The sequence below is a fragment of the Halomicrobium sp. HArcht1-1 genome, from assembly GCF_058933285.1.
On record NZ_JBZYDL010000001.1, the window covers coordinates 687,813 to 700,673 of the forward strand.

The 12,861-nt window shown below is 66.2% G+C and carries 16 protein-coding genes; 8 read left to right on the plus strand and 8 right to left on the minus strand.

Going from position 1 to position 12,861, the window contains the following annotated elements:
* Positions 1–3 precede the first annotated feature (3 nt).
* Both AC5FRZ_RS03720 and udk read left to right on the plus strand, forming a co-directional pair.
* Positions 4–1,014: a deoxyhypusine synthase gene (locus AC5FRZ_RS03720; protein WP_493563893.1), complete on the plus strand. Its 1,011-nt coding sequence runs from the start codon at positions 4–6 to the stop codon at positions 1,012–1,014.
* A gap of 212 nt (positions 1,015–1,226) precedes the next feature.
* Entirely contained in the window at positions 1,227–1,865 is a 639-nt protein-coding gene (gene udk, locus AC5FRZ_RS03725) for a uridine kinase (protein WP_493563894.1), read from the plus strand.
* 3 nt (positions 1,866–1,868) lie between these two features.
* Here the strand turns inward: udk and AC5FRZ_RS03730 are convergent, their stop codons facing one another.
* Positions 1,869–3,401, minus strand: coding sequence for a hypothetical protein (locus AC5FRZ_RS03730; RefSeq protein ID WP_493563895.1), 1,533 nt, complete (start codon positions 3,399–3,401; stop codon positions 1,869–1,871).
* Between the two features lie 185 nt (positions 3,402–3,586).
* Between AC5FRZ_RS03730 and AC5FRZ_RS03735 the strand changes: the two genes are divergently transcribed.
* Together AC5FRZ_RS03735 and AC5FRZ_RS03740 are read left to right on the plus strand one after the other, a co-directional pair.
* On the plus strand, positions 3,587–4,084 hold the full coding sequence (locus AC5FRZ_RS03735; RefSeq protein ID WP_372479626.1) for a GNAT family N-acetyltransferase: 498 nt from the start codon (positions 3,587–3,589) through the stop codon (positions 4,082–4,084).
* Between the two features lie 103 nt (positions 4,085–4,187).
* Complete coding sequence (locus AC5FRZ_RS03740) at positions 4,188–5,375, plus strand: redox-regulated ATPase YchF (RefSeq protein ID WP_493563896.1); 1,188 nt, start codon at positions 4,188–4,190, stop codon at positions 5,373–5,375.
* 28 nt (positions 5,376–5,403) lie between these two features.
* Here AC5FRZ_RS03740 and AC5FRZ_RS03745 read toward each other — a convergent pair whose 3' ends face one another.
* The 3 genes from AC5FRZ_RS03745 to cysK form a co-directional block, all read right to left on the minus strand.
* Positions 5,404–5,652, minus strand: a complete 249-nt coding sequence (locus tag AC5FRZ_RS03745; RefSeq protein WP_372479624.1) for a HalOD1 output domain-containing protein — start codon at positions 5,650–5,652, stop codon at positions 5,404–5,406.
* A 106-nt stretch (positions 5,653–5,758) separates the two neighbouring features.
* The gene (locus tag AC5FRZ_RS03750; RefSeq protein WP_170093473.1) at positions 5,759–6,475 is read right to left on the minus strand and encodes a bacterio-opsin activator domain-containing protein; all 717 of its coding nucleotides are present in this window, start codon (positions 6,473–6,475) and stop codon (positions 5,759–5,761) included.
* A gap of 83 nt (positions 6,476–6,558) precedes the next feature.
* The gene (cysK, locus tag AC5FRZ_RS03755; RefSeq protein WP_153552473.1) at positions 6,559–7,491 is read right to left on the minus strand and encodes a cysteine synthase A; all 933 of its coding nucleotides are present in this window, start codon (positions 7,489–7,491) and stop codon (positions 6,559–6,561) included.
* Positions 7,492–7,627: 136 nt separating this feature from the next.
* Between cysK and AC5FRZ_RS03760 the strand changes: the two genes are divergently transcribed.
* Positions 7,628–7,756 carry a DUF8556 family small protein gene (locus AC5FRZ_RS03760; RefSeq protein WP_018257158.1) on the plus strand — a complete coding sequence of 43 codons (129 nt, stop codon included), beginning with the start codon at positions 7,628–7,630 and terminating at the stop codon, positions 7,754–7,756.
* A 109-nt stretch (positions 7,757–7,865) separates the two neighbouring features.
* Here AC5FRZ_RS03760 and AC5FRZ_RS03765 read toward each other — a convergent pair whose 3' ends face one another.
* Positions 7,866–8,570, minus strand: coding sequence for an SOS response-associated peptidase (locus AC5FRZ_RS03765; protein ID WP_170093474.1), 705 nt, complete (start codon positions 8,568–8,570; stop codon positions 7,866–7,868).
* Between the two features lie 136 nt (positions 8,571–8,706).
* Positions 8,707–8,979 (minus strand): hypothetical protein, encoded by a 273-nt coding sequence (locus AC5FRZ_RS03770; RefSeq protein ID WP_493563897.1) that lies wholly within the window; start codon positions 8,977–8,979, stop codon positions 8,707–8,709.
* Between the two features lie 516 nt (positions 8,980–9,495).
* On the opposite strand from AC5FRZ_RS03770, the gene AC5FRZ_RS03775 reads away from it, so the two are divergent.
* Positions 9,496–9,900, plus strand: coding sequence for a hypothetical protein (locus AC5FRZ_RS03775; RefSeq protein ID WP_493563898.1), 405 nt, complete (start codon positions 9,496–9,498; stop codon positions 9,898–9,900).
* A 37-nt stretch (positions 9,901–9,937) separates the two neighbouring features.
* Positions 9,938–11,164 (plus strand): ornithine cyclodeaminase, nickel-pincer nucleotide-dependent, encoded by a 1,227-nt coding sequence (locus AC5FRZ_RS03780; RefSeq protein WP_493563899.1) that lies wholly within the window; start codon positions 9,938–9,940, stop codon positions 11,162–11,164.
* Positions 11,165–11,308: 144 nt separating this feature from the next.
* On the opposite strand, the gene AC5FRZ_RS03785 is transcribed toward AC5FRZ_RS03780, so the two are convergent.
* Complete coding sequence (locus AC5FRZ_RS03785; protein WP_170093479.1) at positions 11,309–11,581, minus strand: DUF7553 family protein; 273 nt, start codon at positions 11,579–11,581, stop codon at positions 11,309–11,311.
* Positions 11,582–11,675: 94 nt separating this feature from the next.
* On the opposite strand from AC5FRZ_RS03785, the gene AC5FRZ_RS03790 reads away from it, so the two are divergent.
* Positions 11,676–12,089, plus strand: coding sequence for a VOC family protein (locus AC5FRZ_RS03790; RefSeq protein ID WP_493563900.1), 414 nt, complete (start codon positions 11,676–11,678; stop codon positions 12,087–12,089).
* On the opposite strand, the gene AC5FRZ_RS03795 is transcribed toward AC5FRZ_RS03790, so the two are convergent.
* Positions 12,086–12,748 carry a hypothetical protein gene (locus AC5FRZ_RS03795; RefSeq protein ID WP_493563901.1) on the minus strand — a complete coding sequence of 221 codons (663 nt, stop codon included), beginning with the start codon at positions 12,746–12,748 and terminating at the stop codon, positions 12,086–12,088. The two genes, AC5FRZ_RS03790 and AC5FRZ_RS03795, sit on opposite strands and share 4 nt — an antisense overlap.
* Positions 12,749–12,861 lie beyond the last annotated feature (113 nt).

Sequence of the window (12,861 nt, forward strand, 5' to 3'; positions counted from 1 at the left end):
ACAATGAGCGACGACGAGCGCGAGACCTTCAGTCACGATCCGATCGACCACACCGAGGTCCGGGGCGGCATGACTGTCGGCGAACTGGTCGAACAGTACGGCGCGGCGGGGATCGGCGCGGCGGACCTCCACGAGGCCGTCGACATCTTCGCCGCGATGTGTGACGACGACGTGACGACGTTCGTCGGCCTCGCGGGCGCGATGGTCCCCACGGGGATGCGCCGGATCGTCGCCGACCTGATCCGGGACGGCCACGTCGACGCGCTGGTGACCACCGGCGCGAACCTCACCCACGACACGATCGAGGCTATCGGCGGCAAACACCATCATGGGCAGGTCCACGCCGAGGACAAGACCGAGCGCGAGCACGACGAGACGCTGCGCGATGAAGGCGTCGACCGCATCTACAACGTCTACCTCCCGCAGGAACACTTCGCGCTGTTCGAGTCCCACCTCCGCGACGAGGTCTTCCCGGTCCTCGCCGAGGAGTGTGACGACGGCGGCGTCTCCATCCAGCGCCTCACCGAGGAGCTGGGACGGGCCAACGCCGCGGTCAACGAATCCGAGGGCATCGACGAGGGGGCCGGTATCGCCGCCGCCGCCTACGAGCACGACGTGCCGATCCACTGTCCGGCCGTTCAGGACTCCGTGCTGGGGCTCCAGTCGTGGATGTACTCACAGACCTCGCCGTTCACCCTGGACGCGCTTGGCGACATGACCGCGATCACCGACCTGGCCTACGAGGCTGACGAGGCCGGCGCGCTGGTCGTCGGCGGCGGCGTCCCGAAGAACTACGTCCTCCAGACGATGCTGGTCTCGCCCGACGCCTACGACTACGCGGTCCAGCTGACGATGGACCAGCCAAACACCGGCGGCCTCTCCGGCGCGACGCTGGACGAAGCCCGCTCCTGGGGGAAACTGGAGAAGGCCGCCCGCAACGCCTCGGTGTACGCCGACGCGACGATCACGCTGCCGCTGCTGGTCGCCGGAGCACGCGAGCGGATCGACCAGTAGGACCTCGACCTGGAAGGGCTCGTTGTCGCTTTCAGTCCCGTCTGGGTCGCCTGATGCCCATCACAAGCGACTGACCCGTTTCATACTGCCGGCTGTACATCTGTGAACGATTTCGCCACCCCGGAATGGCGAAGCTCGTCACGAAGTTACAGCCGGCAGTATCAGTCGAGATAGGAAATCTTTCGTACCGATACGACAGAGATGCCGTCTGGATGGCTGATGCATTCGTGCTCGGTATCGCCGGGGGGTCCGGCGCGGGCAAGTCGACGATCGCGAGGGATCTCTCGCAGGCGGTCGATCCGGAGATAACGATCATCTCGCTGGACGACTACTACGAGGACCTCTCCGAGCTCTCGCTCGCGGAACGCGAGGACCGCAACTTCGACCACCCGGACGCCATCGACTGGGACCGCCTCGTCGCGGACGTCGAGGCCCTCGCGCGCGGCGAGACGGTGACGGTGCCCCAGTACGATTTCGAGAGACACGCTCGCGCGCCGACCGCCAGGACGGTCGATCCGGGGCCGATCGTCGTGCTGGAGGGGATCTTCGCGCTGTACCACGACCGGATCGTCGCACAGCTCGATCTCGCGCTCTACGTCCAGACCGACGCCGACGTTCGCGTGCTCCGTCGCCTCCAGCGGGACGTGACCGAGCGCGGCCGCACCGTCGACGGCGTCGTCGAGCAGTACCTGTCGACGGTCAAGCCGATGCACGAGCAGTTCGTCGAGCCGACCAAGGAGAACGCGGACCTCATCGTCCCCGAAGGAACGAACCCGGCGGTCATCGACGTTCTCCGCGAGAAAGTCGTCAGTGAGATGGCCGCCCACAGAGAGGCCGCGACCGAGCTCTGACCGTTACTCGTCTGTCGCTGCGGACGCTTCGTCTGTCTCTCCGGTCGCCGTCGTCTCCTCGGCCTCGGCCGGCTCCGAGCTCTCGGACTCCGTCTGGGCCATCGCCTCGGCGTCGGCGGCCGCGGCCGCCTCGGCCGCCGTGCGCTCCTCGCCTCCGCCGATCACGTCGTACCTGAACAGGAGCCACACCGCCACCACGACGCCACCGGCGAGTGCGAACGCCAGTGAGACGGTGCCGACGCGACCGAACAGTTGGCCGACGATCCCCAGGAACAGCTCGATCATCGGCGCTGCCGACGCGTCGCCGCCCGCGATCTGCTGTGTGACGCTCCGTTCGACGAACGACTGCAGCGGCCCCAGCGCGAGGTAGATCGGGAGCCCGGCGATCACGAGCGAGAAACCGAGCGAACCCGCGACGGTCTGGACCGAGCGGGTCGCGTAGTACAGCAGGCCCACGAGTGCCAGCCCGACCAGCGGGAGGACGAACACCAGCCGATCCAGCCAGGTGACCGCGGTCCGGGCGTCTTCGAGGCTCTGTCGCGTCGCGGGGTCCATGTCCTCGGTCAGATCCAGCGTGTCGGGCAGTTGCTCGTCGAGCTGGGCTTCCGTCTGGTCACCGACGGCGGCCGCCGCCGCGGCCTTGTGGTCGTCGATCTCGGACTGGAACGTCTGGTAGCTCATGTCCGTCGTCAGCGCCTCGGCGAACGTCGCCCGCATGTCGGTCGTCACCGCGTCGATCCCGTCGCTGTCGGCGTCGCTCGGTGCGACCGATTCGTTGATCGCGGTGAGCTGCGTGTCGACCTCTTGGTCGATCTCGTCGCCGCGCTCGTTCTCGACGCGCTCTCGCAGCGCCGCTCTGATCTCCGTCTCGTTGTCAGCGACGAGTTGCTCTTTCTCTTCTTCGGTGTACTCTCGCGGGTCGTAGTTGGGGATCACCAGCGCCAGCTTCTCGTCGTTGCTGGTGTTTTGCCAGGCCCGCTCGACGGCCTCGTCGAGGACCCGCTGGCGGACGTCGTCGCGGAAGTCGGCCTTCGCGGCCGCGTATCCGCTCTCGTTTGCGGTCATCTGCTCGACGGTCGACTCGTCGACGGGGCCGTCAAGCTCCGTCTCGGACTGTGCGAGCAGTTCCGGGACGGTCGCGTTGCGCACCTGTTCCTCGACCGCCGTCGACAGTTCGCTCTTGAGCGGTGCCGTGTCGACGGTGAGGTTCAGCGTCTCGCTGTTGCCGTGGAGATACGCGTACGTCGCCGCGACGTTGCGCTCGGTCTGGTTGGCCAGATACGACCGATCGATGCTCTCACGAAGCAGCGCCTCGGTGTCGACTCCCTCGGCGACGCCGGCAGAGACCTGACTGCTCGCCGTCGCTATCGTCGCGTTCTCGACGAGCTGATAGCCGCCTTCCTCCTCGATAGCCGTCTGGGTGAACCCCGGATCGAGGACGGTCAGGTGGGCCGCCGCCAGCAGATTGCCCGTGACGAGTGTCGAGGCCAGCAACAGCGTCACGACGACGACGGTGAACTTGCGAACGAGACTCATCGGGACCGCCTCCCTGTGCGTGCCTGCATCGCCGGGAACGTGTGCTGTCGACTGTGAACCATACGTCGGATACCCCCAATCTGTGAGCCCTCGACTTAGCCCTACCGGCGGGAGTATCACCTTTGACACTGACCGGTGGCGACGGCAGGGGTAACGCTATGGGGATCTCGTTCGTACCGTCACTCATGCCACCAAATGTCACGGTCCGGCCGGCGACAGAAGACGACGTGGCAGCGATTCGGCGGGTCGCACACGCCGCCTGGCACGCGACCTACCGGGACGTGTTCGACGAGGCGCGCATCGACGAGATGGTCGACGAGGGGTACGCACGGGACGTGCTCACGGAGCTGATCGCCCTCGACGAGGTCGGGCTGTTCGTGGCGACGGTCGAGGACGCGGTCGTCGGCTACGCCAGCTGTGGCATGACCGAGGCGATCGGTGTCGGCGACCTCGACATCTACGTCCACCCGGATTACTGGGGAGACGGCGTCGGAACGGCGCTTCTCGAACGGGGCCGCCAGCACCTCGCCGACATCGAGACGACGACGATCCGCGACGAGGTGCTGGTGGCCAACGAGGTCGGCAACGCCTTCTACGAGAAGCACTTCGACCGCGTGGGTCAGCGGACCGTCGAGTTCGACGGCATCGAGCGGACGGTCAACGTCTACGAGGCGAGGGTGTAGCTCACCGAGCGACGGGACGCCAGTGCGCGCTCGCGTGTGCGACTCACCCCCACTCCCGTTCGCTTTGACAGCGTTTAAACGGCCGATTGGCGTGACTGTGTGCATGAGCTTCGACGTCGGACTCGTCGGCAAACCCTCTGTCGGCAAGTCCACCTTCTTCAACGCGGCGACGATGAACGACGTGCCCGAAGGGGCCTATCCCTTCACGACGATCGACCCCAGCGTCGGCGAGGCCTACGTTCGCGTCGAGTGTGCTGCCCCCGAGTTCGACCACACCTGCACGCCGAACCTCGGCTACTGCGAGGACGGCACCCGGTTCGTCCCCGTGCGTCTCGTCGACGTAGCCGGCCTCGTCCCCGGTGCCCACGAGGGGCGGGGACTGGGCAACCAGTTCCTCTCGGACCTCAACGAGGCCGACGTGTTGATCCACGTCGTCGACTTCTCGGGCAAGACCGACATCGAGGGCGAACCCACCGAGGACCACGATCCTCGCGAGGACATCGACTTCCTCGAAGACGAACTGGACATGTGGTACCTCGACGTACTGGAGAAGGGCATCGAGCGCTACCGCTCGGGGTACCACGGCGAGGAGGCGGCCATCGAGGAGGACCTGGCGACCCAGATGGACGCGTTCCGGACCAACAAAGACGAGATCAAGCAGGTGATCCTCTCGCTGGATCTCGAACTGGACCCCGACACCTGGGACGACGCGGACCGCGAGGCGCTGGCCCGCGAGATCCGCAAGCGCACCAAGCCGATGGTGATCGCGGCCAACAAGATGGACACGCCCGCGGCCCAGGCGAACTTCGAGGAAATCACGGCAGATCCCGACTACGACCACCTGACGATCGTCCCGACCAGCGCCCACGCCGAGAAGGCGCTCAAGAACGGCGACGAACAGGGCGTCCTCGACTACCTGCCCGGCGACAGCGAGTTCGAGATCGTCGAGGACGTGCCCGCGGAGAAAGCGACCGCACTGGAGCAGATCAGCGAGTTCGTCGGCGAGTACGGGGGCACGGGCGTCCAGCAGGCCATCGAGACGGCGCTGTTCGACGAACTGGGTTCGATCGCGATCTTCCCCGGCGCGCGCAAGCCACAGGAAGACGGCACCTTCCTGCAAGATTGCTTCGTGCTGGAAGACGGCGCGACCGCCGAGGACTTCGCGTACTTCCTGCACACCGACATCGGCGACGGCTTCCTGCACGCCCACGACGTTCGCAGCGGCCGCCAGATCGGTGCGGACACGCTACTCGATCACCGGGACGTGGTCGAAATCACGACGACGAACTAGGTCGTCGCGCGGACGGCGAGAATGAGTGTTAGAGCTCTTCGATCGTGACGGTTTCGTCCTCGACGGTGACGGTGTATCCCTCGTAGTCGAACGAGACCCGTACCGTGGTTTCGGTGTGTGTCACCATCGCATCGAGTGCCTCTGGATCCACGACGTGATACAGTGGCGTCAGGTCCGTCGCGGCGACCCCTTCCCGGTCTGCGACGGCACGAACGATGTCTTCGGTCGTGGCTGGTGGTTCACGTGCTGTACTGTGGTTCGGAACCTCTGATGTCATACTGAGCATAGCTGATCGGTGTCGTGCCCTTCCCATCGGCACGGGTAGTGCTGCCATTTTGGTGGATGGGATTGCTCGGAGTGAAACTATTGCCTATGCTGAATGGCTAGTGGCTCGCGGGCACACTGTCGTGTTCGTCGTCTGGCACCTCGAACACCTCCAGCAACAGCACTTCCAGCCCGCGATAGAGGTGCTGGCTGAAGGTCGGCTGTGAGATGCCCAGCGCGGCCGCACAGTCGCTCGCGGAGCTTCGGCGCGGCCAGGCCAGATAGCCACTCTGGACGGCCGCACGGACGGCGTCTCGCTGTTTCGTGGTCAGCGACGAGAGGTACCGTTCCGCTCCGACCGCTCCCGTCACGGCGACGAGGTCGGCGTCGTCACGGTGCCACTTTGACAGCAGCGTCGCCCCCGCGTGGTGTCGGACGACCGCGTCCACGACGGTGCTCGGGTCGGCGTCGTGGGGCACCTCGACGACGATCATCCCCGTCCCGGCGTCGGCGACAGTTCGCTTGACGACGGCGTGGACCGTCGCCAGCGTGCAGTGGATGCAGTCTTGGCTGTCGGCGACGATCTCCAGTAGACAGGTGTCGCCGTCCGATCGGACGATCCGGGTCGATCTGACGCCCGGAAACGACTGCGCGAAGCGTTTCGTCTCCGACGGCGTCGCTGCGACGGTGTAGTATCGTAACACGTCGCCGTCGTCCCGGTGTATCACGTCCTCGTTGACGACGCGACAGTCGAGTTCGTCCGACATCGCGACGAGGAAGTGCTCCGGATCGCGCAGCTCGAACTTCAACTCGACCGTGGCCCGCTCCGTGTCCATATCTCAGCATCCACGGTCGGCTACTAATTCATAATTGCAGTACCTAGGCATTAACGGGAGTAAGGAGGGATTAACGGGGCGGTTTACTCGAATAGGTCGGTCGACAGATACCGCTCGCCGGTGTCTGGGAGGACGACGACGACGGTCTCGTCGGGGTGCTCGCGTGCGTACTCGACGGCGACGCCGAGGGCCGCACCGGCGGAGATGCCGACGAGGACGCCCTCCTCGTGGCCGAGTCGCCGGCTCCACTCGCGGGCGTCGTCCGACGTGATCGTCCGGACCTCGTCGAGCAGGTCCCGTCGCAACACGTCGGGGACGAAGCCGGGGCCGATCCCCTGAATGTCGTGGCTGTCCGGGTCGTCGGCCGAGAGGAGCCGCGAGGCGTCGGGTTCGACGGCCACCGAGGTCACGGCGGTCTTGCCCCGATCCTCTTTGAGATGTTCGGAGACGCCGGTGATCGTGCCGCCGGTGCCGACCCCGGCGACGACGGCGTCGACGCCGCCGTCAGTGGCGTCCCAGATCTCGGGACCGGTCGTCTCGCGGTGTGCGCTGGGGTTGGCCTCGTTCTCGAACTGGCGGGCTCGGACGGCGTCGTCGGCCTCGGCCAGCTCGTCGGCACGTTCGATCGCGCCGCCCATGCCGTCCTCGGCAGGGGTCAATTCGAGGTCGGCACCGAGGGCTCGCAACAGCCGACGACGCTCCTCGCTCATCGACGCCGGCATCGTCAGCACGCAGTCGTAGCCGTTGGCCGCACAGACCGCTGCCAGCCCGATCCCGGTGTTCCCGCTGGTCGCCTCGACGACGGTACCGTCCGCCGACAGCGCACCGCACTCGCGTGCGGCCTCGACCATCGCCAGCGCGATGCGGTCTTTGACCGAGTAGGGGTTCGACGATTCGAGCTTGCCGTACAGGTTCGACGCAAACGAGTCGAGCCACAACAGCGGCGTCTCACCGACGAGATCGGTGACGCGCTCTGCCGCGGCTACTCGTTCGACGGTGTCTCCAGCAGCGGTCATGCACCCGTAGTTGGACGGCGGCGACGCTGAGTGGTCTCCCTCCGTACTGAGGTGGTTGAAGTCACGCTTCGTGTGTCGGTTAACTCGGTTCCGAGTCCAGGCACATTTATGTCCAATGAACAATTATGAAGAACTGATGCCACAGATCACGGTCTCAGACCAGCTGTACCGCAAGCTCGAAGAAGCCACGGAGGACCGGGACACAGAGGACGCGATGTGGGAGATGGTGTACCGCTTCGATCGCGGAAACAACCCCTCCGAGTGAGACTGTCGGCAGTCACTGTCTCGAGTTCGCCACGACTCCAGAGCACGAGACGCTTCGGGACGCACAGCCGACACACGAGACGACTGGTCGTCTCTGCCCTCGATTGACCCTACACGCCGGGTGCGTCGAGGACCGCGGGTGAGTCGTTGCTGGGATCGTTGACCGCCGTCGAGACCGGACGAGCCGCGAGTTCGCCGTCGTAGGGCTCCAGCAGGGCGCGGCGCTCGTCGTCGTCGCCGTGGAGCCAGATCTTCTCTTCGCCCGGATCGAGGATCACGGACATCCGGTGGTGTAGCTCGCGGACGAACTCGTTTGGCTCGGTCGTCAAGATTGTGAACGTCTCGACGGCCGTCGTCTCGCCGTGCGCGCCGTCCGTCTGGGTCCCGAACTCACCGAGTCCGGCCTGTCGCTGTGGCGGCCGCCACCGTTCCCACAGCCCCGCCATCGCGAAGGGGCGCTGGTCGTCTCTGGTGACCCGATACGGCTGCTTCTCGGCTCCCTCCTCTCGCCACTCGTAGAAGCCGTCCGCGGGCACCAGACACCGGCGTCGCTCGTAAGCCTCGGCGAAGCTTCGCTTCTCGGTGACCGTCTCGGCGCGGGCGTTGATGAACTCGAACTCGCTTCGGTCGTCGGCCCACGACGGGATCAGCCCCCACTCCATCCGCTGGATCGTCTCGGGCTCGTCGGCGGTGATCACCGGGAGGGACTGACGGGGCGCGGCGTTGTACCGCGGCTCGTACGCTTCGGCGAAGGTCGCGCCGAAGCGCGCTTCGATGTCCTCGCGTGGCGCGAACAGACTGTAGCGACCGCACATACCGAGACGTGGGATCGCCAGCGTCTAATACTGTCGGCTGCCCTCCACACGTCACCACACCGGGATCGCGAATCGCTGCACGACGCTCTGGCCGACCGTATCGCCCACACCGAGCCGGTCGCGCGTCGCCGACCGATCACTCGGTGTCCAGCGCCGCGGCGATCGCCTCCAGCTCTGCCTTCCGGAAGGCCCGGTCGGTTCGCTCTACGGTCTCCGTCTCGCCGATCTCGCGGCGAATGCCGCCGCGCATCTCTCCTTTCGGTGGGAGCCGGTCCGTGTCGATCTCGTAGCCCACTGCCTCACAGATCGCGGCCAGGGCCTCCTTCGTGAAGGCCGTGGATTCGACGCGCTCGTAGCGGTCGACGGCGACCCGAATCTCGTTGCGTAGCTCGTCGACGGTCGGTGCCATAGCTCCCACCGGGTGTGGCTCCGGCCTATCCGTTTCGGTTCGCACGCGACCGGTCGCGATCTGTGACGAGACGGTCGGGGGTAGCACCCGGTAAGGTAGTGTTCAGATAAGAGACCAGGAGTGGTCGCAACAAGCCACCGAAAGCCCTCGCGTCGTTGCGGTCCCGCGACTCGCTGCGCGCGCTTCGCGTGCTTGCGTCGTCGGGGTTCCCGCAAAGGCCGGCCGGTTGTACCGGCCGGCTATAACGTGACGGCGGAGCCGTCACGCAGCGCTCGCCCTTTCATCCACCAGGGTATAGACGGCTGAACAGCCGACTCCTGGCGGATGAAAGGGCGAGGCGCGGTAGGCGGATCTGCGGGGGCACTATTCGACCGCAGAGAGAATATCCGCCGCAGATCCGCCTAGCGTGCCGAGGGCTTTCGGTGTCTGTAAGTCTGAGACTGAGGTTGCTTATTTGAACACTGCGCCCGGTAACGGGCGCGATTTTAAGCCCGATCGGGCCGTACGTGGCGGTAGATGACGAGCGAGCCCTCGTTTACGATTCCGGCGCGGCCGCGGCGGCGCTACCCATCCAGCGGCGGGGTCGAGTACGAGGGCCAGACGATGTTTCGGCTCGAACCGGCGACCGAGCTGTCACAGACGGCACTCGGCCGGCTGGTCGAGCGTGTCCTCACGGACGGCCCCTACCGTTCGGGGGCGTTCGTCGAACTCCCGATGCCGCTGTGGCTGGTCCGGGACGAAGGCAGCGCCGACGTGTTCCGCGTCTCGATCCGGGACGGCTGTGTCCGTCTCCACGTCCTGCCAGCGACGGGATCGGAGGGGCTGCGACGCTTCTACGACCGACTCGTCGCGGCCGGCGACTGCGCGTGGGCCGTCGACTGTCGGTCCGACATCGCCGGTTCCGGTCACGAGGGCGGGTAACACAACTGTCTTTGCGACCAGGGCCGTCGGTCCGTGCATGACTGTCTCTCGCGAGGTGGAACTGGAGGGCCACATCATCGACTCCGGGATGATGCAGACGTGCTTTGGCATCATCATGGATCTGGGCGGCTCGTTCACCGTCGAGACGTTCGACATCGGCCGGCACAAGACCGACGAGTCCTACGCTCGCCTGCTGGTCGAGGCCGACGACGAGGCGACGCTGCAGTCGATCGTCCACGAACTCCACCAGAACGGCGCGAACCCGGCAGATCCGAAAGACGTGACGCTGGAGCCCGCGCCCGCCGACCAGGTGGTGCCCCACGGTTTCTACTCGACGACGAACCACCCGACGTTCGTCCGCTACGACGACGAGTGGCTCACCGTCGAGAACGTCGAGATGGACTGTGCCGTCGTCGTCGACACCGACGAGCCACGGGCCTACACGAAGGTGCTCAACGCCGTCGAGGCCGGCGACCAGATCGTCACCGGTGAGACCGGAATCAGGATCGCCCCACCGGAGCGTCCGCGAGGCCAGCAAGGAGCCTTCGGGTTCATGCAGGGCGGCGTCTCCTCCGAACGGCCCTCCGAGTCGACGATCCGCCAGATCGCAGAGGCCATCGAGGAGACCCGAGCGAACGGCGGGAAGGTCCTCGCCGTCTGTGGCCCGGCGTTGATCCACTCGGGCGCACGCGAGGACCTCGCCCGCCTCGTCCGCGAGGGGTACGTCGACATGCTCTCTGCGGGCAACGGCTTCGCCGTCCACGACATCGAGCGCGACCTCTATGGCACCTCGCTCGGACTGGACACCGAGAGCCTCGATCACGCCCGCAAGGGCCACAAACACCACATCTACACCATCTCGGAGATCATCCGCGAAGGCGGCATCGAGGCCGCTGTCGAGTCTGGAACGATCGACTCCGGCGTGATGTACGAGTGTGTCACCAACGACCGACCCTTCGTGCTGGCCGGCTCGATCCGCGACGACGGCCCGCTGCCGGACACGATCACCGACGCCGTCGAGGCCCAGAACGCCATCCGCGAGCAGGCCCACGAGGCCGACATGGTGCTGATGCTCTCGACGCTGCTACACTCCGTCGCCGTCGGGAACTGCCTGCCCTCGACGACGCGTGTCGTCTGTGTCGACATCAACCCCGCGACCGTCACGCAACTCCTGGACCGCGGGTCGGCGCAGGCGGTCGGGATGGTCACCGACATCGGCACCTTCGTGCCGCTCCTGGCCGAGCAGCTGGTCGACGCAGAGTAGGGCCGGCGTGAACGGGGTGAGCGAGGTGTGGGTCGGCTTTTCGGCCACCGAGAAACTGGCTCGCAGTGTATTTTCGACGAGAAGCTGTGGACTGTCACGACCGTCGCCACTGCAGAGACAGTCCTGACACAGCGAAGCCGCCGATCAGACGCCCTCGACGCCCGAGCGGTACTCCTTGACGTGTTCGTGGGCCTCGACGATCGCGTCCGTCGCGTCCCCGTCGGTGCTGTCTTCGAGGTCGTGCAGCGCGTTCTGGATGCGGGCCAGTCGGCCGTGGTCCGGCCCTTCGTCGGCCGTCGAGAGCCGGTCGAGCTGGTCGGCCAGCTCCGACAGGCGTTGGCCGTCGTCGTCACTGTCTGCGGACTGTGCTGCCGAGGCGAGGAGATCGCTCGCCGTCGCGAGTGCATCGCGCGTCATATTTGACGGTACAGAGATGTCCCAAATAACCCTTCGGGTATCGTCGCCGACCGACTCCGAAGCGGTTTTTCGCGGCGGTCCCACAGGGTCGGCTATGCCAGCGACCCACCACGTCGGTATCACCGTCGCCGATCTGGACCGCGCCGTCGAGTTCTACAGCGACACCTTCGACTTCGAGGTGCTGACCCGCTTTTCGGTCTCGGGCGCGGCGTTCGAGACGGGCGTCGGCGTCCCCGACGCGGCCGCGCAGTTCGCCCACCTCGACGCCGGTGACTGCCGGCTGGAACTGGTCACCTACGAGCCCACGGGCGAGGACGCGGCCGCCGAGGCAGTCAACGACACCGGCGCGAAACACGTCGGGTTCGAGGTCGACGACATCGAAGCGTTCTACGCCGACCTCGACGACGGCGTCGAGACGGTCAGCGAGCCCCAGACCACGGCGAGTGGGACGACCATCCTCTTCGTCGAGGACCCCGAGGGGAACCTGATCGAACTACTCGAACCCTAGTCGCTCGTCCACTCCGCGATGTGGTCGGCCACGTAGTCCTGGCTCCCCAGTCCGACGCCGATACCGACCGCCAGCGCGATGCCGAGGCCGAGACCGACCGCGACCGCCTGGGCCATCGTGTTGAGGATGACGGTGTTGTAGCCGATGGCGTCCAGCCCCAGCGTCACCGAGACGAAGTAGACGACGCCACGAGCCACCAGCGCGACCAGCGGCGTGACCGAGCGGCCGGCGAGCACGTCGTTGTCCTTGAGCGCGCGCGAGACGTAGCCGGCGACGACGAAGCCTGCCAGCAGGATCAGGACGCTGCCCAGGAGCGACGCCAGATACCGGGCACCGATCTGTGCCCAGCTCGAGATCTGGCCGGCGTTGACGAGACTCAGCGAGATCACGAGTGCGATCAGCGTGAGCAGGTACGTCGTCAGGCCAGCCAGCGTGTCAGCGATGGCCTCGTCCTCGCCGAAGAACGCACCCAGCGGCGTCTCCAGAACAGCCTCGTCGAGGTCGACGCGCGCCGCGACGGCTGCGATCCTGTCGCCGACTTTCGGCCCGACGGTCGCGTAGGCGACGATCGGCAGCACGATCGCCACGATCCAATCGACCACTCCGGGGGCAGTGTCGATTATCCGCCCGACCTGAAGGAGTTGCAGCGGCGTGCTCATACGCGACTCCCCCGTCTGTCGACCACCGTTTCACGTCCGTGCGCCTCTATCGCTGTCCGGTCGATACACATGTCCACCTGGGTGAATTTCTGGCGATTATTTAAGCTTTTAGA

What these genes read in the sequence shown, in the direction of transcription:
- AC5FRZ_RS03780 (WP_493563899.1), top strand. Translation starts at nt 9,938, where the DNA reads ATGACTGTCTCTCGCGAGGTGGAACTGGAGGGCCACATCATCGACTCC.
- AC5FRZ_RS03745 (WP_372479624.1), bottom strand. Translation starts at nt 5,652, where the DNA reads ATGACATCAGAGGTTCCGAACCACAGTACAGCACGTGAACCACCAGCC.
- AC5FRZ_RS03785 (WP_170093479.1), bottom strand. Translation starts at nt 11,581, where the DNA reads ATGACGCGCGATGCACTCGCGACGGCGAGCGATCTCCTCGCCTCGGCA.
- AC5FRZ_RS03765 (WP_170093474.1), bottom strand. Translation starts at nt 8,570, where the DNA reads ATGTGCGGTCGCTACAGTCTGTTCGCGCCACGCGAGGACATCGAAGCG.
- AC5FRZ_RS03795 (WP_493563901.1), bottom strand. Translation starts at nt 12,748, where the DNA reads ATGAGCACGCCGCTGCAACTCCTTCAGGTCGGGCGGATAATCGACACT.
- AC5FRZ_RS03770 (WP_493563897.1), bottom strand. Translation starts at nt 8,979, where the DNA reads ATGGCACCGACCGTCGACGAGCTACGCAACGAGATTCGGGTCGCCGTC.
- AC5FRZ_RS03750 (WP_170093473.1), bottom strand. Translation starts at nt 6,475, where the DNA reads ATGGACACGGAGCGGGCCACGGTCGAGTTGAAGTTCGAGCTGCGCGAT.
- AC5FRZ_RS03790 (WP_493563900.1), top strand. Translation starts at nt 11,676, where the DNA reads ATGCCAGCGACCCACCACGTCGGTATCACCGTCGCCGATCTGGACCGC.
- AC5FRZ_RS03720 (WP_493563893.1), top strand. Translation starts at nt 4, where the DNA reads ATGAGCGACGACGAGCGCGAGACCTTCAGTCACGATCCGATCGACCAC.
- AC5FRZ_RS03775 (WP_493563898.1), top strand. Translation starts at nt 9,496, where the DNA reads ATGACGAGCGAGCCCTCGTTTACGATTCCGGCGCGGCCGCGGCGGCGC.
- AC5FRZ_RS03735 (WP_372479626.1), top strand. Translation starts at nt 3,587, where the DNA reads ATGCCACCAAATGTCACGGTCCGGCCGGCGACAGAAGACGACGTGGCA.
- cysK (WP_153552473.1), bottom strand. Translation starts at nt 7,491, where the DNA reads ATGACCGCTGCTGGAGACACCGTCGAACGAGTAGCCGCGGCAGAGCGC.
- AC5FRZ_RS03740 (WP_493563896.1), top strand. Translation starts at nt 4,188, where the DNA reads ATGAGCTTCGACGTCGGACTCGTCGGCAAACCCTCTGTCGGCAAGTCC.
- AC5FRZ_RS03730 (WP_493563895.1), bottom strand. Translation starts at nt 3,401, where the DNA reads ATGAGTCTCGTTCGCAAGTTCACCGTCGTCGTCGTGACGCTGTTGCTG.
- AC5FRZ_RS03760 (WP_018257158.1), top strand. Translation starts at nt 7,628, where the DNA reads ATGCCACAGATCACGGTCTCAGACCAGCTGTACCGCAAGCTCGAAGAA.
- udk (WP_493563894.1), top strand. Translation starts at nt 1,227, where the DNA reads ATGGCTGATGCATTCGTGCTCGGTATCGCCGGGGGGTCCGGCGCGGGC.